Source organism: Halegenticoccus tardaugens (assembly GCF_004116405.1).
GTDB lineage: Archaea > Halobacteriota > Halobacteria > Halobacteriales > Haloferacaceae > Halegenticoccus > Halegenticoccus tardaugens.
Genome location: NZ_SDIC01000002.1, coordinates 382,495 through 407,360, shown reverse-complemented (window position 1 = coordinate 407,360; position 24,866 = coordinate 382,495). Strand labels below are relative to the sequence as shown.

Below are 24,866 nucleotides of genomic sequence, written 5' to 3'. Positions count from 1 at the left end.
CTGTTAGTCGGCGACATGCAACATGGCAAATGATGACAGTCGAAGGGGCTCGCACGCGGGCGGCCAGTCGCCTCCGCTGCTATCGCGGCGCGACTGGCTTCGCGCCTCGGCGCTCGCCGGGACGGCGGGGGTAAGCACCCTCGCCGGCTGCAGCGGCAGCGGAGCGAACGAGATCCAGCCGAAGGTTCCGGAGGGCGCACCTGACGCCGTGGAAACGCGCTACTGGCACGAGTGGTCGACGATAGAAGACGGCACACCGCCCATGGAGTACACCGCTCGTCCGGGGGCGGTCTTGGACCCAGTGACGGTCGAATACGCGAGCGAAGACGATCCGTGGATGCGCGAGCACGCGCTATTGATCCAGCGCGCGCTGGACAACTTGGGCGCGCCCGTCGAGATGATCGATCGGCCGCTCAATCAACTCTATGCGCAGAGTTGGGACACGCCAGGGCTCGAACACATGGTCTCGATGAGTTCACACGGTCCGGATCCTCAGCGCGGCCTCGATCCGAATCCATTTTTGATGCGGTTTCACGGGGACAACAGCTCCAATTACACCAACTACTGGCATCCGCGGGTCAACGAACTGCTCGAAACACAGCGTGAGCTGACGGACCGGACCGAAAAGCGCGCCGAGTTGGTCGAGCGGATACAACGGATCTTTGCAGAAGACGTCGGTGATATCGTCACCCTGTTTCCGAACGTGACTACCGCCGTTAACACGGAGAAGTGGGACGGCTACGTCCCAACCCCGGGAAACGGGCCGACGGGCGATTCGTTCCAATGGAGCGAGGTAAACCTCCAGCCACGGACGGACGAGACGACGTACGTGAAAGGCGTGACGACGTCGATGAACTCGCTCAATCTCCCCTGGGCCGCCGGCGGGGACGAAGAAAAACGGCTCAAGTTCATCTACGACGGGCTGTTCGATGCCTCCCCCGAACTCGAGGTCATACCCGGGCTCGCGACCAATGCGACGTTCACGGACGCGACGACCGTCGAAGTCGACCTTCGACCGAACGTCGAATGGCACGACGGCGAGCCGTTCACCGCCGAGGACGTCAAATTCTCGACCGAGTTCTTCATCGACGAGTCGTCGACCAGCCAAGCAACCTTCTACGAACCGATCGAAAGCGTCGAGATTCTCTCTCGGCACCGCGTCGCATTTTCCTTGAAACGGCCCGACGCCTCGTTCACCACTCAGCGAATGGTTCGGAGCGCAATCGTCCCGAAACATCGGTGGAGACGCGTCGAGAGCCCGGCGCAGTACAATCCGGACACCCCGATCGGGACCGGACCGTTCGAATTCGTCGCGTGGGATCAGGGAACGCGGTTCGTGGTCAAACGGAACGACAGCCACTGGATGTTCGACGACGAGTGGCGCGCGGAGATCCTCGGCGACCACGCGACGCGCGGCCCCGGTATCGAACGTGTCGTGTGGATCAACGTCGGTAACGTCGATGCGATGCTCGGCGCGCTCAGTAACGGCGAACTCGATGCGATCGGTTCGACGCTCTCGAACGCGCAAGCCGACCGCGCAGCGTCTACCGCCGGCATCGAACGCATGTCCGCGGAGAACTTCGCGCCCGTTGCGGTCAAACTGATGCACTCGAATCCCCTCATTCGAGACAAGGAGTTCCGGGTGGCGTTCGCGAAATCCGTCGACAGACGATCGTTCGTCGAAAACGTGCTGCTCGGCGAAGCATCCATCCCCGACGGTGAAAACTACATCTCCGAATTGACGCGGTGGTACACTACGAAGACGAAAGATTACACGTACGAGCCGAAGAAAGCGCGCCGGATACTGAAACGCGCAGGGTACATCTGGGACGGCGACGGGGCGTTGCACTTCCCGAACGGGGACGCGTGGAGCGCCTTCGTCGAACGAGTCCAGCCCACCAACACGCACAAAAGGCGCACGGAACTCGGCCAACCTGACTTCTCAGCAGCTTCAACATCCACGTCCAATGCATGAACGCAGCCAAACCCCGTTAGACGATCTCACGGTGATCGATTGCGCGTCCCTCTATGCGGGACCGTTAGCGGCGATGATACTCGGGGATTTCGGCGCGGAGGTCATCAAAGTCGAACACCCGACCGCCGGTGATCCGCTCCGGGAGTTCGGCGATTACCCGGAAGAACTCTCGTACCTCTGGGTCAACCGAAATAAAAAGAGTACCCCGCTCGATCTGCACACAGCCGACGGACAAGCGGTTCTCAAGGATCTCGCCGCGGACGCCGACGTTCTCATCGAGAACTTCCGACCTGAAACGCTCGAACGCTGGGGGCTCGGGTGGGACACGCTCTCGGAGCTCAACCCCGGACTCGTCATGGTCCGAACGACCGGCTTCGGCCAGACGGGACCGTACAGAGATCGCCCGGGTTTCGGAACGCTCGTCGAGTCGATGAGCGGCTACGCGTACTCGACGGGACAGCCGGATGGTCCACCGACGCTCCCACCGGTCGCGATGGCGGATTCCGTGTGTGCGTTTCACTCGGTCTACGCCACGATGATGGCGCTGTACTGGCGCGACCTCGAGGGAGGGACGGGTCAGTACATCGATTCCTCGATCCTCGAATCGATGTTCGGTATCCTAGGCGATCACGTGATCGAACACGACGTCAAGGGGACCGATCATCGCCGATCGGGCAATCGGAGTCGGAGAACCGCGCCACGAAACGTCTACCGAACGAAGGACGACCGCTGGGTCGCAATCTCTGGGAGTGCGCCGAGCATTGCGGACCGGATCCTCAGACTCATCGGCGGAGAGGAACTGGCGACCGATCCGCGCTTTGCGACGATGGAGGCGCGCCTCTCTCACGTCGAAGAACTCGACGCAATCGTCCAAGAGTGGATGGTCGACCGAACGCGTGACGAGATCATCGAGACGTTCGAAGAACACGAAGCCGCGATCGGTCCGGTGTATAACATGGAGGATATCTTTAGCGATCCGCACTTCAGCGATCGAGAGGCCATTCGGCCCGTCGAAACTGACGAACTCGGAGAAGTCACGATGCGCGGCGTCTTCCCGACCTTGTCCGCGACACCCGGACGTATCGACCACCCGGGCCCGAGCCTCGGTGAGCACACGCTCGAGGTGCTGACGGAGAAAACCTCCCTCACACCGGCAGAGATTCAGACGTTGGCGGCCGAGGACGTCACCGTCATCGGAGGGGACGGCCGATGAGCAGACCGCTGCGTCGGTCGTTCCTCTACACGCCCGCCGATGACCGCTCGATGATGGAGAAGAGCGCAACGCTCCCCTCGGATGCCGTTATCTTCGATCTCGAAGATGCGATCCCTGCAGCGGCGGTCCCGGAAGCGCGCGCCCGGATCGCGTCCGTCACGAAGGAAACGGCGTTCGATAGCACTGAGGTTTGCGTCCGAATCAACGGATACCAGTCTAAGAGTTGGATCCAGGATCTCCAGGCGCTTGCTGGCGCGGCGATCGACACGGTGATCTTGCCGATGATCGAGTCGGAGCGACAACTCGAAACGATGGTGGCTGTCGCAGAGCAGCTGAGCGAATCACCGCCGGAGGCGATTCCGACGATTGAAACGCCGTCGGGGCTATTCGCCCTTTCGAGTATCGCGGCACGCGCGAAGTCACTCCCGAGCGTTACCGGTCTCTCCTACGGCTTCGGCGATTACGTGAATGCGATCGGTGCAACCGGCCGCCCCTCGCAAGTGCGCTGGTTCCTGAGACACCATATCGTCGGCGCAGCCGCCGTTGGCAACCTCAGCCCCGTCGACACCGTCTATCAGGATCACACCGATCTCGAAGGGCTTCGCGAGGCGGCGGAACGAGCGCGCGAGATCGGCTACATCGGTCAGAAAGTCATCCATCCGTCCCAACTCGACGTTATCAATGACGTGTTCACCCCCACACCGGAAGAAGTCGAAAAGGCCCGACGCTTCGTCGAAACGTTTGCCGATTCACCGAAGGACGCGATCACCGTCGATGGCGTCTTTCTCGATACGGCAATCGTCGATCAGTACAAGACGCTTCTCGCCCGCCACGAGGAGGTGCGTTCATGAGCGATTTTAGACGCTTCCTTCTCAAACGGATCGCGATCGCGGGCGTGCTGACGCTCGTCGCGGTGACGATCATTTTCTTCGTCCTTCGACTCCTGCCCGGGAGTCCGTTCGAGTCGCTCATCACCGCCGGCAATCTCACCGAAGCGCAGGTAGACCGTATTATGGCGTTGTACGGCCTCGATCAGCCGCTGTGGAAGCAGTACGTGCTGTACATCCGGAATCTCCTGACGTTCCAGTTCGGGTACTCGATACTGCAAAGTAGACCCGTCTGGGAGATCCTCGCGCCGAAGCTCGCCAACACGCTCATCTTGCTTGTCCCGGCGCTCGTCACGACCGCTGTTTTCAGCACGCTCCTCGGGATGTACGCCGGCTGGAACCGCGGATCGCGGATCGAGACGGGGAGTATTCTCGCCACGACGTTCCTTCGATCGACGCCGGTTTTCATCACGGCGATATTCTGCCTGATCATCTTCTCGTACACGCTCGGTCTGTTTCCCGCGTTCGGGATGCGCCGAGTGACCGCGACGCCGGACGGTATCGCGGAGACGTACCTGTCGAAGGACTTCGTGGCTCACTATTTCCTCCCCTTCGTCGTGACGGTCCTCTACTACAGTGGCGACTTTCTGTTGCTCGCCCGGAACGGGATCATCGAGAAGAAGGGGTCCGAATTCCTGAAACTTCACCGTGCGAAAGGGCTCACGGAGTCCCAACAACTCCTCAGGGCTGGACGCAACTCGATGCTGCCCGTGCTGACGTACTTCGCACTCCGTCTCGGGATGATCTTCCAGGGATTGATCCTTCTGGAAGTCGTCTTCGGGTGGCCGGGTATCGGGCGAGCGCTCGTCTTGGCGATTCAACAGCAGGACTACCCGCTCGTGCAGGCCGCTGTTTTCGTCATGGCGCTTGCGGTCATCGTCATGAATCTCGTTGCGGACGTGCTCTACGCGTACTTCGATCCGACGGTGAACGTGAACGGAGGTGCCGTCTGATGAGTACCACGACGATTCCGCTTCGAGACCGTGTCGAGACGCGCGTTGACCAGGTTCGCTCACAGGTCGCCTTCCTGTGTCGGGATCGGCTCGCCCTCGCCGGGCTCGTCGTCCTCGGGGCGTTCGTCTTCGTCGGTCTCTTTGGTCCGACGCTCGCGCCTCACGATCCGATCGAGGACTACGTTCGCACCAATCAGGGAGATATCGTGCGCCTTTCCCCGCCGAGCGCGGCCGCTCCCCTCGGGACGACTGAGTTCGGGAAAGACGTGCTGAGCCAATTCTTAGCCGGTGCGCGACCGACGCTCATCGTCGGACTCCTCGGCGGATTTGGAACGGCTACGTTGGGGTTCCTCGTGGGTCTCGTGAGCGGCTACTTCGGCGGCTGGGTCGACGAGGTGCTCATGCGGTTGACCGACCTGACGTTCTCGCTGCCGTTCATGCCGATGGCGCTGTTGCTGTTGACGTTCGTTACGCCCAGCGTGTGGCTTATCACGCTTATCATCGCTGGATTCCTCTGGAAAATGCCCGCACGTGTCGTCCGCGCGGAGGTTCTCTCCGTGCGCGAACGCACGTTCGTCAAATCCGCTCGCGCGAGCGGCGCAGGCCATCTGCGGACGATGTTCCTGCACGTCGCACCCAACGTGCTCCCGATCGGCTTTCTGTACGCGGCGTACGGCGTCGCGTGGGCGATCGCTGCACAGGCCAGCCTGGCGTTCCTCGGATTCGGCGATCCGACCATGACGAGTTGGGGTCGGATGCTCCGTATGGTCTTCGAATCGGGGACGATTCGGACCGCCTGGTGGTGGGTGCTTCCCCCCGCGTTCGGCATCGCCGCGGCGACGACCTCGGTCTTCCTCATCGGCCGAGCCTACGAAGAGATCATCAACCCCGAAATTCAGACAGACAGATGACGCTACTCGAAATCAACGATCTGAAAGTCACGTACGGTACCCAAGACGACGTCGTCCACGCGGTAAATGGCGTCTCGTTCGAGATCGGCGATGGGATCAATTACGGCCTCGCCGGGGAAAGCGGCTCCGGCAAATCGACGGCCGCCGAGGCGATCCTCGGCCTCTTACCCGAGAACGGAACCGTCGCCGATGGAGAAGTCCTTTACAAAGGGCGAGACTTACTCTCACTGTCCGATGAAGAGCGTCGAGATATCCTGTGGGAGGAGATCGCGTACGTGCCACAGAGCGCGATGGACGCGCTCGATCCGGTCATGACGACCGGGTCACAGATTCGGCAGGCGATCCAAACGCACCGCAACGTTTCGATGTCGAACGCTCGCGATCGCGTTCGGGAGCTTTTCGATCTCGTCGGGCTCGATCCCGATCGGATCGACGACTATCCACACGAGTTCAGCGGCGGAATGCGCCAGCGGGTTACGATCGCCATGGCGCTCGCTCTCGAACCGGATCTCATCATCGCCGACGAGCCGACGACCGGCCTCGACGTGATCGTCCAGGACAAGATCATCGACAAAATCCTCGACATTCAGGATCGGATCGAGAGCTCTCTGCTCCTCATCACGCACGAAATCGGCGTGATCGCCGAGACGTGCGATGAACTATCGATCCTCTACGGCGGGAAGGTCATGGAACAGGGAAGCGTCGGGAACGTGCTCATCAATCCAACGAACCCCTACACGATGGGGCTGAAGAACTCCTTCCCCGAAATCGAATCCGTCGAGGACGATCCCGTCTCGATTCCCGGTTCGCCGCCGAACGTGAGCGAACCTCCGACCGGGTGCGCCTTCCGCGATCGGTGTCCGTTCGCCGAAGCGACGTGCGAGAAATCACATCCCGATCTCGTCGACCTCCCCAATCGTAACCATCGATCCGCCTGTCACTTCGTCGAACAAGCGGCGCAACTGCGGCGAGAAGCAACCGATCCGCGGACGTGGGGAATCTCAACGGAGGAACGCACCACTGACCGGGACGCAACGGAGACGATCCTCGAGACGACGAACCTTCAGAAGTGGTACCGACAAAGCCGACCACTTCTCGACCGCCTTCGAGGGGGTGAACCGGACTACGTCCGGGCCGTCGACGGCGTCTCCCTGTCGGTGAGGCGATCCGAAGTGCTCGGGATCGCCGGTGAGAGCGGCTGTGGAAAATCGACGCTCGGTGAGACGATCGCGCTGCTCGAAGAACCGACCGGCGGCGAGATCGTCTTCGACGGGAAATCGGTCGACGAGTACCGGCAGGGGGCCATGCGGGAGTTCCGGGAACAGGCGCAGATCATTTTCCAGGATCCGTTCGACTCGTTGAACCCACGGCAACCGGTTCGACGGCTCGTGGGGGAACCGCTGGCGATCCACGACCGAGACCCCGAAGATCGTGACGCGATCGTTAGCGACACCCTCGAACGGGTCGGATTGACACCGCCAGCCGAGTTCCTCGATCAGTATCCCCACGAACTCAGCGGCGGCCAGCGCCAGCGCGTCGCGATTGCGCGGGCGTTGGTCTTGGATCCGGACTTTTTGATCTGCGATGAGCCCGCGTCGATGCTGGACGTCTCGTTAAAAGTCAATCTCCTCAACCTGCTTCGGTCGCTAGCGGACGAAGAGGAGATCGGCATCATCTATATCTCGCACGATCTGGCGAGCCTGGCGCAGGTCTCTGATCGGCTGGCGATCATGTACTTAGGGCGGATCGTCGAATCCGGCCCGACTGCTAACCTGGTCTCGCAGCCGAAGCATCCGTACACTTCGCTGTTGCTGTCGGCGGCGCCGGAGAAGGACCCCTCCATCGAACGCGAACGGGTCGTCCTCGAGGGCGAACCTCCGGATCCGGTTGCGCTTCCCGGCGGGTGTACATTCGCGCCTCGGTGTCCGCATGCAGAAGAAGAGTGTTACGAGTCGGAGCCCGAATTAGGCGCCGACGCTGAGAGCGAACAGGCTGCAGCCTGTTACTTCCCGCTGACGAAGGAGGTTCACTCGGACACGACCGGAGACTAACGCGCTCGCGGAAGCGTCCCATTATCGTTCTTTGTGATACATGTGGAGTGATAACGGCGCGAACGTAGCGACGAGTACCGCGGAGGCGACGAGCACCCACGTCACGTCCGCAAGGTCGACGCCGCCGTGCATGAGGCCGCGGGAGGCGTCGACGAGGTGCGTGACAGGATTCAGACGAACGACGGTCTGGAGCCACGCCGGCATAGTAGCCGGGTCGACGAAGATGTTGCTTACGAACGTGAGCGGGAAGAGCAGGAGGAAGCTCGTTGTCATGACGGATTCGGGCGTGTCGACGAGAAGCCCGACAACGATCCAGATCCAGGATAGACTGAACGCGAAGACGAGCACGAGCGCGAGTGCGAGGAACACTCCCACGATGCCGGCCCTGGGGCGGAAGCCGAGGATGACACCGAGTCCGACGACCATGAACGCCGCCATCGAGTAACGCAGCACGTCGCCCAGGAGCGCGCCGACCAGCGGCGCGGGCTGCCAGATCGGGAGCGACTGGAAGCGGTCGAATAGGCCCTTGTCGATGTCCGTGTTCAGTCCGACGCCCGTGTAAACGGTGATGAAGACGATGGCCTGCACGAGGATGCCCGGCAGCAGGAATTGGATGTATTCGCGTGGGGACCCCGCGAGGGCGCCGCCGAACAGGAAGGTGAACAGCACTGTGGTCATGAGCGGGAACGCTGTGACGTCGAAGAGCTGGAACGGCACGTGCTTGATCTTTAGGAGCGCCCGCCAGCCGAGGGTAATCGAGGCGGAAACGGGTCCGGGGCGGGGTGGTCGCTCGATCCGCGAGAGGACATCGCCGAGTTCCTCCTCTGCGACGGTGGTCGGTGGAGTGGTCTCGCCGCTCATGCGGACATCTCCTCCGTCGTGTCCTCAGCGGGCCGATCCGTGAGAGCGAGGAAGACTTCGTCGAGACTTGCCTGCCCGAGCGAGAACTCAGCGACGCGGATATCGGCGTCTGCGAGCGCTGTCAGCACCGCTGCTACCTCCTGGTCGTGCGGGATGCTCGCGGAGAGAGCGTCCCGGTCGGGTCCGTCGTGGACAGCCACGTCAAGGTGGTTCTGCAGGACTGTTTCGGCCTCCTCTCGGTGTTCCGGGTCCTGCAGTCGGATGTGGAGGGTGCTGGCGCCCACGGTGGCCTTCAGTTCGCGGCTCGTGCCCTCGGCGATGACGCGGCCGTTGTCGATGACGGCGAGGCGGTCGGCGAGGCGGTCGGCCTCGTCGAGGTACTGCGTCGTGAGGAGAACGGTGGTTCCCTCAGCGGCGATCGCGCGGATGATGGCCCAGACCTGATTTCGGCTGCGCGGATCGAGGCCCGTCGTCGGCTCGTCGAGAAACAGTACGGCGGGCGTAACGACGAGGCTCGCGGCAATGTCGAGTCGGCGCCGCATACCCCCGGAGTACGTCCGCACCTGGCGCGCGGCAGCGTCCTCGAGACCGAAGGCCGTAAGCAGTTCGTCGGCGCGCTTCTTCGCGTCGCGCCAGGAGAATCCGAGCAAGCGTCCGACGAGGACGAGGTTCTCACGCCCGGTGAGATCCTCGTCGACGGAGGCGTACTGTCCTGTGAGACTCACCTTTGCGCGGACTTCGGCTGCGTCTTGGACGACGTCGTGTCCGAGGATGGTCGCGGTGCCAGCGTCCGGGCGAAGGAGCGTCGTGAGTATCCGAATTGTCGTGGTCTTGCCGGCGCCGTTAGGGCCCAAGAGTCCGTATACGGTGCCTCGGGGTATCCGAAGGTCAACACCGTCCACGGCCCGCGTGTCTCCGAATGATTTCTTTATATCATTGGTTTCGATTGCGAGGTCGAGTTCATCGGTGGACGTCTCGAAAGTCCGGTCACGACCAGCAGAGAGTAACGACGACGACGGGTACTCTCCATTCGCCTCGATTGAAGTTTGGCGTCTGCTCATGCGCTCGCCTCCACTGACTCTTCTGTGTGTGTATAGGCGCTCATAGCTCTACGGTTCCTCACTTCTCTTACACCTCGTGAGGGCATATACCAGAGCCATGTGCGGAGCGAAAGTGATCCATTGTCACCTTTCGGCGCCGTTTCTCGGCCGCTGGTGGTATACAGGGAGACCCCAATTCGCCCCATCGAGAACGAATTACGCTTCGGCTCCTTCGTCGGTATCTCCAGTGTCGGCAAGAATGGCTTTGAGGGCGGTGACCAGCTCTTCGAATCGATCGATCGACATCTGATCGGTCGTTACCCAGACGCCGACGGGCCCCTGGATGACTCGCGTGAGGTAGCCACGTTCGAACATTCGAATCGTGGCCCGGTACTCCCCGAGCTGGGAGTTCCGGTACGCCTTCTGGTTTTGAAAGCCCAGCCGTTCCTCCTCAGCGAAGCCCACGAGATCGGCCGTGCGTTTGAGATCGTCGCGAAGGTATACCTGCTCGTACGTGTCTTCGGTGAAAATTGCGATACTGCGGAGTTCATCGCCGAGGGTCGTCCGACAGGTGCGGATCAACTCCTCGGAGAAATCGGGGTCGATGATGCCGTCGTCCATGGCTTTCATATCGACGCCGAAAACCAATAGTATACCGACGTACCGACCTCCAAGCGGAGTTTCACTGGAATCGATCCCGTATGGCCGGTACAATCATCGAGTCAGGTCCAATTCTCGAATATTCCTACTTGGTCGAGAAAATACGATGGGGTATCTTGGACTCCGAGAGGCTACGATGTGACGTTAGCGGCTCAGTGGTCGTAGCCGCCAGCGACCGTAAGCGACAAACGCGGCGAGAAGCCCCACCACCAGCGGAAACAGCGCCAGTGTGCCCCCACCGCCTACCAAGGTAAGCACCGTCGCACCGATCATGATGATCACTAACCCTGCGGCGGCCAGCGGCGTAAGTCCCTCTCGAATACGGAGGAGTCCGGGAAGGATCAAACCGAATGCGCCGAGGACCTCGGCTACACCGACAAACTGCACGAATAGACCCGGCAGTGGGACTGGCATCTGCGCCAGAAGCACCTCAACCGGCGTGACCAACTTTACACTGCCGGCGAATAGAAAGACAAGTGCAAGCACTCCTTGTACGAGCCATAGTACAGCGTGTCTGATCGAAGTTTGCCGTCGTATCTCGCTGTTACCGCTCCGGAAGCGGGGGAGGATAGTTGCTATCATGGTGATTTCTTTTGTTTCGTTAGGGTAGTATCTTCAGCACTGATCAGTTCATTTCTGCCTGCGAATGCGCGCTTTGTGGCGGCTCCCTGTCCTGAATTCGGCTCCTCTCTTTTATGTAAGTTATATGACGATACGGACGCACCCGGACCGGCCGTCTTCGTGTCGACGAATCCGACCTCCCCAGCTGCGGACAGCCAGACCGTCGCGAACCCGGATGAGTCACCCGGCCAGGCAGAAGCGCGAAGCTTTCGAGCACCTCGGCATGTTTGAACTCTGAGACGACTATGTCGTTCATGGTGGCACTGTTCTATGACACCAACCGCGTGAGGTTCTCGAGCGAGTCGGTCCAACCCGCCTCGGCGTCGTCGACGGGGATGTTCTCGGGGATGCCCTCCTGAACCACGGTGAGTTCAGTCCCGTCGGCCACTTCCTCGAACGTAATCGTGACGGTCATTTCGCCGGCCATACCCGGATCGTCAGTCTCGAACTCGTCGGTGTGAACGATTTTTTCGCCCGGTTTCAGCTCCAGGTAGGTACCGCCAAAGGAGTGGGAGTACGGTTCCAACTCGTCGCTCTCGGCCATGAACGTGATGCGAAATGATCCGCCCTCCTCGGGCTCGAGTTTGTGGACTTCGGCGCTAAAGCCGGTCGGTGGTAACCACGTGGCGAGATCGTCGGGATCGAGGAAGGCATTATAGACCCGGTCAGGTGGCGCCTCTATCACGCGACTCACGGTCACGTTCCGTCCCTCGTTCGTCTGGGTGTCTGTCGTCGATTTTCCGCCTTCGCTGTTGTCGTCTGTCATCGGTTTTCGTTCTCCAGATGGTCTGCGAGCGCGTCGAACCGGTCCTCCCAGAATACGCGGTACCGGGTCAACCAGCCGAAGGCGTCGGAAAGCGGTGCGGCATCCAGGTGACATCGACGCACGCGACCGTCTTTTTCCACTTCGATGAGACCTGCGTCTTCGAGTACCTGAATGTGCTTTGACACGGCTGCTAAGGACATGTCGTGGGGCTCCGCTAGGTTGCCGACGCTCTCGGGACCGCCGGCCAGCTGTTCGATGAGAGCCCGACGCGTCGGGTTCGCTAACGCCCCGAAGATCGCGTCCAAGTCCGGATCGTTCGATCGTCGCTCAACCATCTGGTTGAACATAGGACGCGCCCATATTTAACCTTTTAGTTGAATATTCGGATAATTCCGTCTGAGAAGCGGGTGAAGCCCACAGTTCGACTTAGTGTTTTCCTCCGAGATTGGAACGTCGAACGTCGCTGTCAGTCGGTTCTCTCAGCACGTTCGGACGGGAAAGCGTAACCTGGATGACTCACCAGATCGTATTAGGCGAGCGAAGTAGTGGGGTGGTTTACAGAGGTCCGAGGAGAAAACCCACGATTGTAGTCGTGGGAGACTATCACCTCAGACGCCGTCGTAATCCGGTCGGACGGGCCCGAGCGGCCCCGCGTAGAGTCCACCGCCGCCGCCCGCGTCGTAGACGCGGATGGCGACGACGTTCTCCCCGCCGTAATTGACGTTCTCGGACGGCACCGAGTACGCTCTGGACACCTGCCACGCGGTGTCGAAGCCCTCTTCGGGGAAGCTACCAGTCTGACCGATTGGCTTTCCGTTGAAGAAGGTCCGATCGACGTCGTCGATCTTCCCTAGCTGCAGGAGCAGATCCACGTCGTAGTCGTCCCAGGATTTGGGGATGGTGATCGTCGTCCGGTACCACCCGAAGACGTCGTCCTCTGTGTATCCGGAGTGGTCCTCCCACATGGCGGGCAGTTCGACCCGCTCCCAGCCGCTGTCGTCGTGGCCGGGCGCAGCCCAGGCCTTGTCGTCGCCTTTCTGGAACAGCCACGTCGACGGGAGCGGCTTCGACGGAAGCACCCGAATCGTCTGAGCGGGGAGCGCCTCGTTCAGCGACCGACCGACCCGGATCTCGTGGTTGCCGGCAGACAGTGAGGGTAACACGAACTGAGCGGTGCTCTCGCTCTCGCCAGGTGCCAGCCGGACGAACGTGGTCGTGATCTCCTCGCCGTCCAGGAAGACGCTCAGTTGTTCGCCCCCGACGACCGACCCGGAGTTCGTCCCCGCGATCGTGACGGTGATCGATTGCTCGGAGACCGCGACGTCCGGCGCCTCGAAGGCGGTGTATCTCTGCTCGGGCGGCTCGTAGGCGGGGAGGTCCGTCACATCGGTACCGCTCACGGGTTGTAGCCGGATCGCCTGGCCGCCGCCCGCGGCCATCGAGGAGTAGAAGGTCGTGCTCGGATCGACGATCAGTTCGTCGATTCGTACGTCCGTGGGGTCCTCGTCGTACCGGGTCCCGCTGGCGTCAGAGTAGATCTCAGCGACGTACTTCGGGCCCCGCGGAGCGCCCTGATCGCGGCCGGTCGCGCTCCTCGGGCTGAGGAAGTCTAGCGGGACGTCGACGGCGCGTCCGTCTCCGTTGGTCATCGCACCGACGTACCACTCCACGCCCTTCCGTCGGGCGGTGACGATGTACTCGCCGATCTCGGCGTCGACGACGACCGTGTCGTCCCACCCGCCGGCGGGGATCTTCTCGATGAACTCGAACTCTGCCTCCGCCTCGAAGTTCTCGTTCTCGGGAGTATAGCCTTCGTAGTCGGCCGGAAGCGGCGACTCCGCGCCGCTCTCGGTGACGGCGACCGTGTTGAGGTTAAACCCGCCGACGTCGCCGGTGAACGTCTCCCCGGAGTCGTCGTAGCGGAGTTCGACGGCGACGGTGTTCTCACCCTCGGTGAGTTCGACCTGCGTCGTGAACACCTGCCAGTCGTCCCAGTACGCCGTGAACGGCGGATTGATCGTCTCGGTGTTGCCGTTCACCCGGAGCGTCGCCTGCGGCGCGCCCGCTTCGACAACGCGGGGTGCGTTCTCCTCGGGCGCGCTGGCGTAGCGCAGGTGCAGGTCGTACGTTCCGTCCGAGGGGACGTTCTTGACCGTCCACGAGGCGGACGACCCGGACGGAGATTGGTTCGGATCCACGGCGACGTAGTTCGTCCCGAACGCGTCGCGCCAGTCGTCCGCGGTGATGAACCCGTCAAGGTCGCCGGCGACCGCCTGCAGGAGTTCGCCCACCGCCAGTTCCGGGTTGACGTAGGCCTCGATGCGGTCGGCGGCCATCTGTAGCCCGGCGTTGTAGTTCGGATACATCGCGAGCTGTTTGGCTCTGGTCGTCTGAATCTGCCCACCAGTGTCGTCGTTGAAGGTGATATCGAAGATGCCCGGTTGATAGCTCGTCGGGCCGGCCAACATCCGAGTGAACGGCAGCGTCACGTGATGTTCCGTGCCGACGTCCGAGCCGAGCGCGTCGAAGCCGTCGTACTCCTGTGCCTTGACCGTCTCCGTGGCCGCCAAGTTGGGATACGTGCGGCGTTTTCCGGTGGGTTTGTCGGCCTCGTGGCGCTCGAGCAGCTGTCGGTTCCTGGCCGCGTGACGCGTGACCAGTTCGTGGTGGTTGATCGCGATCTGGCTGTGTTGGCTGGTGGTCGCCGTCCCGCCGTCTCCCTCGTGGCCCACCCCGTCGTCGTTGACATAGCCGTTCTTGATGCTGCGGATGTGGTTGTCCTCGTAGTACCGGAAGATGTCGTCGTTCAGAATCTGGTCCTCGTAGTTGACGATGTTCCCGGCGGTCTCGTTGTGGGCCGTCATCTCGACGCTCGGGGTGAGCGACTGCCCGTAGTCGGTGACTTCGGTCAGGTCGAAGTCGGGGTACGACTGGTCGAAGTCTAGCGTCACGCCCGAGCCTGGGTAGCTGTCCCATCCCTGGTTCCACCCCTCAACGAGTACGCTCTCGATGCCGTTTCGGCTGGCGAACCGCATGTACCGCTTCATTCGCTCGGTGCGGGCGCCGTGGATGTACGCCGCAGGATCGTCCCCGTCCGCCTCGATCTCCTCGTCGGATTTGTACTCCCAGTTGGCGTTCCCCGCGATCATCGTCCACCAGATACCGACGTATTTCCGGGGCGTGATCCAGCTCGTGTCGGGTTCGCCGCCGCCGGTCGGGAGCACCGACTCGTCCAGCTCGTCGTTGAGGAGCGGTATCAGCGACGACTCGACGAGGTCGCCGGGACGCTCGCCGACCTGCACGGTCCGCCAGGGGGTCACCATCGGTGGTTTAGTCGACACCTTCGTTCCGTCGGGGAGCGGCGCGAGCTCGGCCGAGAACTCCCTCCCGCCGTCGGCGGATTGCGGGGCCAGCGACAGCGTCGCGTAGTCCGTCAGGTTCGCCTCGTGGACGCTCAGGTACGCGTTTTTGTCGGCCTTGACGGTGAGCGGCGTGTGCGCCCCGTTTCGGATGGTGTTGTCGGTCGGACGGGAGGTTCGGACGCCCGATTCGACCTCGCTGAGCGTGGTCCGCTGGTATTCCTGTTCGAAGCGAGGATTGACGAACTCGTTTTGTATCCACCACGCATCGTAGTCGCCGTCGAAGTTGAACTGCGTGTTCTCCGACGTGATGACAGTCCGACCACTGTTGCTGGCGAAGCTTTCGTCGAAGGCGAATCGGAAACCCAGCCCATCGTCGAACACACGAATCTCGAGGGTGGCCGACCTGCCCGGTGCATCGGTCTCCACCAATCCGACACGAAGGAAGTTGTACTCCTCTGAGATAGCGTCGTACTGATCCCAGATCGGCACCCAGCGCTCGGTCGCTATCCCGCTCTCGGTGCCGGATACGGTGATATCAACGTCGCTGCTTCCGTCTGACGCCGCGCCAAACGTCGGCTGATTCTGAAACTCGAATCCCAGCGTCGACGATTCGAGGTACGTCGTACCGTTGTACGAGACGGTGTACGTCGGCACTCCACCAGCCACGTCGATTGTGACTTCGATGTTGTCATCCGGTGATGAGACCATCTGTGTGGCCGCGTCGTTATCATTGACTATCTGGCCCGCTACCGGCTCCGGGACTGAAGCTGAATAGGCGGCGGCAGTCACCACCCCGGCTATTCCCCCGAGGAATCCCCGACGGCCGAGTTCGTCCGGAGGTTGTGTGTTTTGGCTGTCTCGTTCGTCTTGATCGCCTCGTTCTTCATCTTTCAAATTTGATGACATTCAAGTAGGTATTGAATATAGGACCATTTAAAATTTATCCTAAAGACAGTTAACATTCTATTCGGTAACCTCTCGTTACGGGAGCGGGAGCGTTCCTAATTTCCTCGAGCTCTGGTTCACGTGCAGGAAGCTACTCGGATTGCCCACCCTCTTTTAAAACGCTTTCGTCGGCGAAGATCTCGATGGACGTGCCGTAGGGGGTTGCGGTCGAGTGTGCCGTAGGGCCCGCCAAGTCCGTTTTACCACGAATATAATATATTTGGTGTTTGGTGGATATACCCGAAAAGAGGCTGCCTGCGGTTCATTCGAGGTATAATACTCTGGAAACTGTGTGGTCCCAAACTCTTGCTGGGGGCCATTTTTATTTGAAGTGACTTTGTCACATTGCCGATTGAACGTTACCTTCCGTGAGTAGGTTACCGAATGGGATCTGCAACCGTCTAGTGATGTCATCCCTTGCTTACCGTATGAGTTAGCACGACGGAAATGGGACGGGGACACAATCCGTTGGAGAGGTTATCGACCGCGTTCTGACACACGAGTTCCACCCCGTGAGCAAGACGAGTTTCACGGTCGACCGGGAGCTGGGGGAGCACGGTATTGCAAACCCCGACAATGCCGACTGGCGTGTGCGGCTTCTCGCGGTCCGCGCGGGAGACACAGCAGTTCCGGACATTTGTGAGGGGCTCGAAAGCGACGACGTCCAAGTCCGGTACGTCTGTGCGGCGGCGTTGAGGATTTTAGGGTCGAAGACCGCGAAAACGACCTCAATTTCGAGACGGCCGACGACAGTGACGACGTCGACGTCGAAAGTGACAACCACGAGAGCGAAGAGAACGACGACAGCACCGAAGTGTGAACTACTCCCACCTACGGCGCTCGGGGTTACCTACCCCTCGCTTCTTGAGGTGGGAACTTCCTTGTTCACCGACGTGACGTGCAGATTCACCGGGAATCCACAGCGGTCGCAGTCTCCGAAGGCGTCGATTCGGTCTGTCCCGTGCCTACGTGTCCGCACTGCGCAGTGCGTGGGAGGCCTTGAGGGCTTCCATTCCTCCTACTCTCACGCACACGTACCGCTTTCGTGGGATAGTTTATCACGCTATCGTACGTGTAAGACCACCAAAGACGACGCTGTATCCCCACCCTGCTCGCTCCCTTCGGCGCTCGGTGAGGATGGGGGCTTAGCGCCTGCAATTCAGCTACGAACGCGGACGAGACCGATCGGAACCGGCTCGCAGCTTTTTTGTGTGCGATACGGGAACGCTCACCTGTGTTTTAGACTGCGAGGATAATCGAGCCGTTGTACGTCGATCAAGCCGCCTTGAACCGGATATTGTATCGGTTCACGGGCGATTAATCGACTAGTGCGCTCGGAACTGATCGAAACGATGCTTCTGTTTCATTGGGATACGAGGAAAAGACTTCAAAGAAAAGCTATGAGAGATCGACGTTTCCCGTCGGATCGGTCAGTCACGTCTCGGCGCGCGTTCTTACGATCGCTTGCGGTAACCGGGACGGTCGCGGCGACCGCAGGCCTCGTTTCGGGTCAGCAGAATACGCCCGGAGCGGACGACGCTCAACCGCCCGTGTTCAGCAGCGGTGCTCTCACGGGATCACAGGAGGTACCGCCGGTCGAGACCAGCGCGCGGGGAACGGCGCTGTTTCAACGCGCCAGGGAAACGAGGGAGGTTCGGTACGTACTCGTTCTCGACGCGATCGAAAACGTCACGCAGGCGCACGTTCACCTCGGAAGGGAGGGGGAAAACGGCCCCGCGGTGGCGTTTCTCTTCGGTCGAGAAGTCGGCGAGGGGAGATTCGTCGGTCCCCGGGAAGAGGGCGTAACGATAGACGATCTCACCAGTTTATCGGATGGTGTGACCCGCGAAGAGCTCGTCGGACCGCTTGAGAACGAACCGCTCGGGAGACTCCTCTCCGAGATGAGAGACGGGAACACGTACGTGAATGTCCACACAGAGCAGTATCCCGACGGAGAGGTCCGCGGCCAGATACGACAAATTCCGTTGGGCTGAGCGCGACCGCGCCTGAAGACGCGGGTATGCGCTCGATTATGTATGAGCTGATTTTGTTCCTGAAACCGTGTAGGTGTTTTTTAGTTACGTCGAGGGAGATTTTCTTTTGGGAATCACTTCAGGACAGTTCTCAGTCATGTAGCTGGCTTATAAGGTTTTTATGCTGGCTGGTTGGACCTCTTGGTGGGAAGCAGGGTCGACTGAAAGGCGTGGGATAACGGTGTGAGACTACCGTAGGGAGAGTACATCCGCCTCTGCCTGAGGAACCGAGTAACCCAAACGAGATCCACTATGATGCTCGACAACCGCACCTGTGTGGTCACAGGCTCATCGCGAGGAATTGGCCGCGGGATCGCCGAAGAACTTGGTCGTCATGGCGCGAATGTCGTCGTGAACTATCGTTCTTCCGAAGGAGAAGCCTATGACGTAGTTGAACAGATCGAAAGCGAAGGTGGGACCGCCATTGCCGTCCAAGCTGACGTCACCGATGGTGTCGAAGTCGAAGCAATGCATGAGACGGTCACAAATACCTTCGGAACGACGAACGTCTTAGTGAATAACGCTGGCATCACCGTCGACACTATTTTTGAGAAAATGACACGTGATGAATGGAATCACGTGATGGACGTGAATCTCGGCGGTGTGTATAACTGCACGAACACGTTCTTCTCCGATCTCAAGCAAGCCGATCACGGTCGACTGATCAACATCTCAAGCGTCGTTGGCCAACAAGGCAACTATGGCCAGGCAAACTACGCGACGACCAAAAGCGGCCTCTTTGGCCTGACACGGACACTTGCGCTCGAATTAGCCTCGTTTAATACAACCGCTAATTGCGTCGCTCCTGGGTTTGTGAAGACAGCTATGTTGGAAGAGGTCTCCGATGAGGTCAAGGAGAAGATTCGCCAGCGCATTCCGCTCGACCGATTCGCCGATCCGGACGATATTGCGGGGATTGTCCGGTTTCTCGCGAGTCGTGATTCTGCGTATATGACTGGGCAAATACTTGGAGTCAACGGTGGCATAGAGTGGTAACAGAAGAGGGCCGAAATCTCTGCTCTGCGTCGCCTTCCGCTGAATAGTGTCTGCGGGGCACCCACGGCGTGTGCACGCCCGTACATCACGCCATATTGCCTGCATTCAACACACTCGGAATTAGATAGCCCATGAAGCGGTCACCCAGGAGTTCGGTTAGGCGGTACATTGGTTCGATATAGAGAGGGGTCTCCAAGCCGGAAGCAGAGCGACCGTCGAGAAGTGAGTGGACAGGGTGTTCTGTGACGGTTGTGGTGCCGCCGATGATGATCGCGTCCGTGCCTGTGTCGGGGAATGATGCATAGGTGTCGCCGTCAGGGAGTGATTCGTCGGGGTCAACCTTCGCATGTACGTCCAGTCTGGCCACCGAGTCAGCATGTCTCTGGTAGGAGACTAGTGTGCAACCAATTTTCTCCCAACGCTTGTTGTCATCCTTCAAAGTTAAACCCGTGACGGATTACACCAGCACCAACGGATTTCAGGCGAACAGATTTCGATCTAGGCGTGCTTGACCAAACACATTTCTCGCCTCTTCTGTTCAACAAGCCAGATCTACCAGACGATATATTGGATAAAGTCCACCCGGGGGGTGAAATGTGGCTCGATCAGATGGTGCAACTTCTCAATGATGAGCGCACATAGACTCATAATGTCGAACTCGCCATTACCTGAATTACAGGCGGGTAAGGCCCCTTCCTCACCGAGCGCCTTCGGCGCTCGGTCCGTGAGGTCGGGGGTTCCTGTTTCTGTGTCGGAACGTGCAGGGAACGTCCCCACAGCGGTTCCAGACTCCGCAGACGGTTCCCTCGCTGGGCGGTTCGGAGTGAACCACTCCTCCCGATTCGACACTCCGACCACACCCGACGATGCACGCTTCTTGTCGTCGCTCGAAAGGCGCGTCGCGCCTTTCGTGATGACGACACGGCGAGGCCGTTTCCAACCACGTGTGAACACCGACGGAACCGTGGCGAGCGTCTTCCTCCCCGCTTCGACCGCGCAGGTCGTACAGATGCCGCAGACAGTGAACGTAAACCGTGCGGCGCTGTCTCCCCTCTCTACGCCCTCGCTTCGCTCGGTCGCTGGGGAAGGGGGCTTAGCGCCTCAATTCAGCTATACAAGGCCAGATATTCTATTATCCCTTTGTATTAATTTCAAAAGGAAATTCGTTCATGCTTTCGTCGTTAGAGTTTGGAAGCAAATATTGTTTCCATTCCCGAGTATTGGGATCTCCATAGTCACCAATGTCCGGATGAGGTGCAACGTCATCATAGCCCTTTAACCGGTCTCTGATGACCGAGCGAGCATGTTGGCCTTCTATCGTATCTCCACTAACGTCGTCAAGAACTCTCCGTGGTTGGATCGTTATTTCTAGCCCATATGGCGTATACCTACTCTTCCGATCCGTATAGAACGGAGCGCGCCCAACAATGAACATCGATTCTCCACAGAAGCAGAATTCCCACTCTGGATCATTTGGGTCCTCAGGAATATCACTGGGCCATGGTTCCGGATCCCGTTCGTTCAAGAATTCAAGAACCCTCCAGAATTGATCGCGGTACTCCCGTTCACTTTGGTCATTGTTAGGAGGTTTAAAAAATATCACCAAGGTCGTTCGTTCGGCTATCGACTGATACCGTTCGAGATATTGTCGCAATCCTTCTCTCACTTTGAAAAGTGCATCACGATCATGAACATCCCCCACGAAGAGGTAACGAGCGATATCGTTACGTTCAGCGTTCACCGCGAAGTGACATGGATAGTGAGTGCCCCGCATCGTCTCTCTGAATTTAATATACCTCTTTTTCTTCCACGTGGTCAGCTCTCCCGCCTCTATCGCGTCCTGTATCTCGGATTGATCGAACAGTAGCCCTGTCTTATTCATGATTGAGGTACCGATGATGAATCGTTTACTCTTCGAAGTGTTGTCCCTCGAGAAGTTCGCTCTTCTCGTACTTCTTACGCGTCTTGGTTCCGCTGATTTCTGCAACCTTCTCGGAAACCGAGACAACCGAGTACCCGACATCCCGTCCGATAGCGACAGTATCGACATCGGGAATGATCATCGTTTCGACATTCTGATGGTCATCGTAAACATCCTCAATTAGTTCTCGGCGCTCCTGTGCGGTGAGTGGGTTCTTTTCGCTGAGTTCGGTGTCGCGGATGGCGATAATGACGTCTTTTCCGTTATCAGCGGCTGAATCGATGATCGTCCGGTGGCCATCGTGGAGTGGTTGCCAGCGACCAATGAAGATGTGGCTTGGATCGAACTTGCGTTCCAGTTCTGTATTGATCTTTTTGATACTCTCCTCCTCCGAGAGCGTTGCCGTCCGAACTTCGAGTCCGATCTCCTCTATTTCTGGCTCCTCGAACGGTGCGTCAATACCGGTAAAACCCTCGATCTCGCCCTTCCGGGCCCGTTCGTACATTCCTTTTACATCGCGGTCCTCGCACACTTCGATGGGCGCGTTGACATGGATGAACGAAACGTCCTCGATCTTCTCAGCAATCAGTTCTCGCTGGGACCGATACGGGGTGATGAACGACGCGACGACATCGAACCCCTGTTCGTTCAACGCTTGTGCAACTCCAGCAGCTCGTCTGAGGTTCTCGGTTCGATCCTCTTTCGAAAACCCTAGATCGGAATTGAGGGTATTCCGAAGATAATCCCCATCTAAGTGGACCGTACTTGGACCGATTAACCCCTCAGCGAGCGTCGTCTTTCCGGAACATGGCAGTCCGAAGAGCCATCGAGTTTCTCCCGACATCAATTGATCCCCTCAGTGAAATCGCTGAGCCCACCTGCTTCTTTCTGAATTTTATTGATGCTAGTACCTTCGACATTATACGCCTTAGCCAGATTCGACTCCGCACTTGGTGTGTCGTTAGATATGAGCATTTCTTCGTCGGTTATGTTCGTGAAATTCATCGTTATCGGCCTCGACGATCATTGTCTTGACACCGACGAGCGACGTGAGTCACCTCGCCGCTGTCCTTTGCTGCTTCGCTCAGATCCATTCCGACTCCTCCGTGTATTCTAGCTCTTCGATCACTTCGGTATACGTCTCGTCGGCTCGATTGAGTGCGCTCTTAACGAGGTCTTCTCTGTCTCGCCAGCGAGCGAATCTCGGTTCCTTTGTCGTCATTACCTTATTTGGGTCTGCGACATTCTCCGAAAGCAGTGCTGACTCGCCGAGATCAGCGAACTCGACGATCTCCTTGACCGTGGAGCGGGTGTCGGTGAGAACATCCTCGAATCGAACTCGAAGGACGTTCTCGAACGTGTCGCGGCTATTGAGGATATGGCGATGGGCTTGAGCCCACTGCATCAAGCAAACGTCGATGAGTTCTCCCTCGCTAACCCACCCCGGCGGGAGATCGTAGCACCACAGTGAGCCATTGTATCCGTCGAGATCGAGATCACCCACGTCGTAGGTTTGGAACCCCCTGTTCAGCCGCCATCCGTCGTAGAGACCGTTGATTGACGCTGCTGGGTTCCGTGTAAGATGAATAACTTTGAGATCGGTTTCGGGAAATAGCTGTTCGCGGATCCATGAGAGTCGGTATGCGTCGCCGCTCGCTTTTAGGACGAGTGTCCGCTCAAAGTCGTCAGCTGTGAGACCGCGCTTGTAACTGTGCGAAGAAACGAACGGTCGATCCTCGATCGTTTCGGTTTTGAATGGACTGGTCGCGTCTCGTTCTGCATATTCATCGTACTGCAACGGTGAGATTCCGAGTTCCCTAAGTATCTCGTTGAGCGACGCTCCTTTGAGCAGCTCTTCGTGTATCTCCTCATATGGAAGCTCTTGACGGGGAAACTGCAACGGAAGCCGGATGAGCGTATTATCCACGCGATGCGTTTGATCGCCAGATCGTTCGGTTGCACCAACCTCGGCGAGGAGATCTGTCAGAATATGTTCTCTATCGAATGACTCGAAGTCAGCCGGAACGACGTCCGATTCAAACTTCGGGTAACAGATTCCGTTCAGGGTATACCATCGGTCGTGTTCGCCATCGAGACTACATGTTTCTTCGTGGTGCCGAAGGATATCAAAAAGGAGACTACTTCCCCCTCTCGGAGCCGACGTGATAAGCAACACGCTGTCGAAGTCGTCAACGTGATACCCCGACAAAATCGATCGTTTTTTCTCTGTGATGACCTCGCTTTTTACAAACTCGTAGTTCCGTTTGGCCTGGTCGCGGAAATCGCTCGGAGGATCTTCGAGGCTCACCAGCCACCACCTCCTGACGTGCCTACCGAATCAATCCCTAATCGTAATCGGCTGTTCAGTTTTATTGACCATAATTGCGTCGACATAGTTTGTTATTTGCCAACCATTACCTTGGTGGCGACTGCAGGTTCCCTCTAGGGGATCGGTCGCTATCAGGTAGAGGTCGACGAGTAGGTGTACTCTTGCGGTGAATCATGAAGTAAACGAGGGCTTCATATGCAGGGGGACTAGTGAACCGTCAGACGGTAACAACTCGATAATACAATGCTATATGGCGATTCGCTTCCCATAGATTAATGTCGGAATGCGGTTAGATGTTTTCTCTACCGACTGATCGCCGAGCAGGAGAGCAGTTCCAAAGCAAATAGATGATGGCCGCCCCGCCTATCGGACGAGTGGCGCTGAGACCGCGTACTACTACTACACCACTTACCGACGAAAGGGGGAACGCGGTGCGGGCGGCGAGCCGTCCACCACAGCCCTTCGTGGGTACGTCACCCGTGGGCGGCGGGTCCGAACCACCGACTCCGCCCTACACGTCTTCAAGCGACGACTACTCCATGTTTTCTGCATGGGCCGAGGCCGGTTTACTGTTCTCTATCAACGAGTTCATCAATGGACGAAACATCGTTGAAGAGCGCTGTACAAGCCATATACGAAATTCGACCATGGCGTTCTCAGGGACGACTACCCGACGTGGGCGTCGGTCCGCCCGGTGGACCGCCGGGACCGCCCCCGTTCACGTCGTCACGGTTGAGCAGGCCGATCGTCTAGCCGAGCCACCCGAGGCTCCCGACACGTCCTTGCGCTCACCGTCGACGGCGAGCAGTGGGCGGGTACGATGGACAGGGCTAACGCTCCCAAGACACTTGCACGAGGCGCTCCACGACATCGCCTCGCACGTCTCAGGGTAGTGGCCAAAAGGACATTCCCCACCGTTGTAATAGTAGGGGCGAGTTGCAGTGTAGACGTAGTGTTGAATCGCAGTTTCCACTACGCACCCACTCTTGGACCTTTGATCTTCGACAGCCGGTATTCCTTGTACAGTAGAATCACTTCGCTGTCGAGATCTTTGAGGTCCGTGATTCCCTATCTGTCCAACTAGTCGAAGACTGACGTATCGCAGTTCGGTAGTTCTTGCGCTTCTTGTGGGAGACCCTGGGCTTCTTGTCGTTGAGGAAGCGATTCCTGGCTTCGTGCAGCGGTGTTGCTTTCAGGATCATATTTTGCCTTCGAGCCTGCGCCACCCAGGTAGCAAGCCGGTAAAGCGTTCAAGTGTAACGACCAAGCCGGAGGGAGAGACGCGGAGCGTCAAACCGCCCGACGGCGAGAGCCCGGATTCAAACCCCGGCCTAGGCTCTAC

The 24,866-nt window shown here is 59.0% G+C and carries 20 protein-coding genes; 8 read left to right on the top strand and 12 right to left on the bottom strand.

Annotated features, from left to right (window positions below; all coding sequences use genetic code 11):
* Nucleotides 1–22: 22 nt before the first annotated feature.
* From C3L37_RS06125 to C3L37_RS06100, 6 genes are read left to right on the top strand one after another with little or no spacing between them, the layout of a single operon-like run.
* Complete coding sequence (locus C3L37_RS06125; RefSeq protein WP_129113727.1) at nucleotides 23–1,975, top strand: ABC transporter substrate-binding protein; 1,953 nt, start codon at nucleotides 23–25, stop codon at nucleotides 1,973–1,975.
* Nucleotides 1,968–3,188, top strand: coding sequence for a CaiB/BaiF CoA transferase family protein (locus C3L37_RS06120; RefSeq protein WP_129113726.1), 1,221 nt, complete (start codon nucleotides 1,968–1,970; stop codon nucleotides 3,186–3,188). Before C3L37_RS06125 ends, C3L37_RS06120 begins: the two co-directional genes overlap by 8 nt.
* Nucleotides 3,185–4,039 (top strand): HpcH/HpaI aldolase/citrate lyase family protein, encoded by an 855-nt coding sequence (locus C3L37_RS06115; protein ID WP_129113725.1) that lies wholly within the window; start codon nucleotides 3,185–3,187, stop codon nucleotides 4,037–4,039. The genes C3L37_RS06120 and C3L37_RS06115 overlap by 4 nt, the downstream gene beginning before the upstream one ends.
* Nucleotides 4,036–5,028 (top strand): ABC transporter permease, encoded by a 993-nt coding sequence (locus C3L37_RS06110; protein ID WP_129113724.1) that lies wholly within the window; start codon nucleotides 4,036–4,038, stop codon nucleotides 5,026–5,028. Before C3L37_RS06115 ends, C3L37_RS06110 begins: the two co-directional genes overlap by 4 nt.
* Complete coding sequence (locus C3L37_RS06105) at nucleotides 5,028–5,939, top strand: ABC transporter permease (RefSeq protein WP_129113723.1); 912 nt, start codon at nucleotides 5,028–5,030, stop codon at nucleotides 5,937–5,939. The genes C3L37_RS06110 and C3L37_RS06105 overlap by 1 nt, the downstream gene beginning before the upstream one ends.
* Complete coding sequence (locus C3L37_RS06100; RefSeq protein WP_129113722.1) at nucleotides 5,936–7,990, top strand: ABC transporter ATP-binding protein; 2,055 nt, start codon at nucleotides 5,936–5,938, stop codon at nucleotides 7,988–7,990. Before C3L37_RS06105 ends, C3L37_RS06100 begins: the two co-directional genes overlap by 4 nt.
* Before the next feature lie 21 nt (nucleotides 7,991–8,011).
* Here the strand turns inward: C3L37_RS06100 and C3L37_RS06095 are convergent, their stop codons facing one another.
* The 7 genes from C3L37_RS06095 to C3L37_RS06065 all read right to left on the bottom strand — a co-directional run bounded on the left by C3L37_RS06095 (nucleotide 8,012) and on the right by C3L37_RS06065 (nucleotide 16,101).
* Nucleotides 8,012–8,851 (bottom strand): ABC transporter permease, encoded by an 840-nt coding sequence (locus tag C3L37_RS06095; protein ID WP_129113721.1) that lies wholly within the window; start codon nucleotides 8,849–8,851, stop codon nucleotides 8,012–8,014.
* A complete protein-coding gene (locus tag C3L37_RS06090) occupies nucleotides 8,848–9,912 on the bottom strand; it encodes an ATP-binding cassette domain-containing protein (RefSeq protein WP_129113720.1) in 1,065 nt (354 codons plus the stop codon). The genes C3L37_RS06095 and C3L37_RS06090 overlap by 4 nt, the downstream gene beginning before the upstream one ends.
* Nucleotides 9,913–10,107: 195 nt before the next feature.
* On the bottom strand, nucleotides 10,108–10,512 hold the full coding sequence (locus C3L37_RS06085; RefSeq protein WP_129113997.1) for a DUF7522 family protein: 405 nt from the start codon (nucleotides 10,510–10,512) through the stop codon (nucleotides 10,108–10,110).
* A gap of 183 nt (nucleotides 10,513–10,695) precedes the next feature.
* Nucleotides 10,696–11,133, bottom strand: coding sequence for a DoxX family protein (locus C3L37_RS06080; protein ID WP_129113719.1), 438 nt, complete (start codon nucleotides 11,131–11,133; stop codon nucleotides 10,696–10,698).
* Nucleotides 11,134–11,440: 307 nt separating this feature from the next.
* On the bottom strand, nucleotides 11,441–11,938 hold the full coding sequence (locus C3L37_RS06075) for an SRPBCC domain-containing protein (protein ID WP_129113718.1): 498 nt from the start codon (nucleotides 11,936–11,938) through the stop codon (nucleotides 11,441–11,443).
* On the bottom strand, nucleotides 11,935–12,273 hold the full coding sequence (locus tag C3L37_RS06070) for an ArsR/SmtB family transcription factor (RefSeq protein WP_129113717.1): 339 nt from the start codon (nucleotides 12,271–12,273) through the stop codon (nucleotides 11,935–11,937). Before C3L37_RS06070 ends, C3L37_RS06075 begins: the two co-directional genes overlap by 4 nt.
* Nucleotides 12,274–12,546: 273 nt before the next feature.
* Nucleotides 12,547–16,101, bottom strand: a complete 3,555-nt coding sequence (locus C3L37_RS06065) for a glycoside hydrolase family 97 catalytic domain-containing protein (protein WP_228546161.1) — start codon at nucleotides 16,099–16,101, stop codon at nucleotides 12,547–12,549.
* A 1,472-nt stretch (nucleotides 16,102–17,573) separates the two neighbouring features.
* Between C3L37_RS06065 and C3L37_RS06055 the strand changes: the two genes are divergently transcribed.
* Together C3L37_RS06055 and C3L37_RS06050 are read left to right on the top strand one after the other, a co-directional pair.
* The gene (locus C3L37_RS06055) at nucleotides 17,574–18,239 is read left to right on the top strand and encodes a CHRD domain-containing protein (RefSeq protein WP_228546130.1); all 666 of its coding nucleotides are present in this window, start codon (nucleotides 17,574–17,576) and stop codon (nucleotides 18,237–18,239) included.
* A gap of 291 nt (nucleotides 18,240–18,530) precedes the next feature.
* Entirely contained in the window at nucleotides 18,531–19,274 is a 744-nt protein-coding gene (locus C3L37_RS06050; RefSeq protein ID WP_129113716.1) for a beta-ketoacyl-ACP reductase, read from the top strand.
* 85 nt (nucleotides 19,275–19,359) lie between these two features.
* Here C3L37_RS06050 and C3L37_RS06045 read toward each other — a convergent pair whose 3' ends face one another.
* From C3L37_RS06045 to C3L37_RS06030, 5 genes are all read right to left on the bottom strand, one after another.
* Nucleotides 19,360–19,641 carry a geranylgeranylglyceryl/heptaprenylglyceryl phosphate synthase gene (locus tag C3L37_RS06045; protein ID WP_164974685.1) on the bottom strand — a complete coding sequence of 94 codons (282 nt, stop codon included), beginning with the start codon at nucleotides 19,639–19,641 and terminating at the stop codon, nucleotides 19,360–19,362.
* A gap of 765 nt (nucleotides 19,642–20,406) precedes the next feature.
* Nucleotides 20,407–21,156 (bottom strand): YqcI/YcgG family protein, encoded by a 750-nt coding sequence (locus C3L37_RS06040; RefSeq protein WP_129113714.1) that lies wholly within the window; start codon nucleotides 21,154–21,156, stop codon nucleotides 20,407–20,409.
* 25 nt (nucleotides 21,157–21,181) lie between these two features.
* The gene (cysC, locus tag C3L37_RS06035; protein WP_129113713.1) at nucleotides 21,182–22,039 is read right to left on the bottom strand and encodes an adenylyl-sulfate kinase; all 858 of its coding nucleotides are present in this window, start codon (nucleotides 22,037–22,039) and stop codon (nucleotides 21,182–21,184) included.
* A complete protein-coding gene (locus tag C3L37_RS24185; protein ID WP_164974684.1) occupies nucleotides 22,039–22,200 on the bottom strand; it encodes a hypothetical protein in 162 nt (53 codons plus the stop codon). Before C3L37_RS24185 ends, cysC begins: the two co-directional genes overlap by 1 nt.
* Nucleotides 22,201–22,279: 79 nt before the next feature.
* Complete coding sequence (locus tag C3L37_RS06030) at nucleotides 22,280–23,503, bottom strand: sulfotransferase domain-containing protein (RefSeq protein ID WP_129113712.1); 1,224 nt, start codon at nucleotides 23,501–23,503, stop codon at nucleotides 22,280–22,282.
* Nucleotides 23,504–24,866: the final 1,363 nt, after the last annotated feature.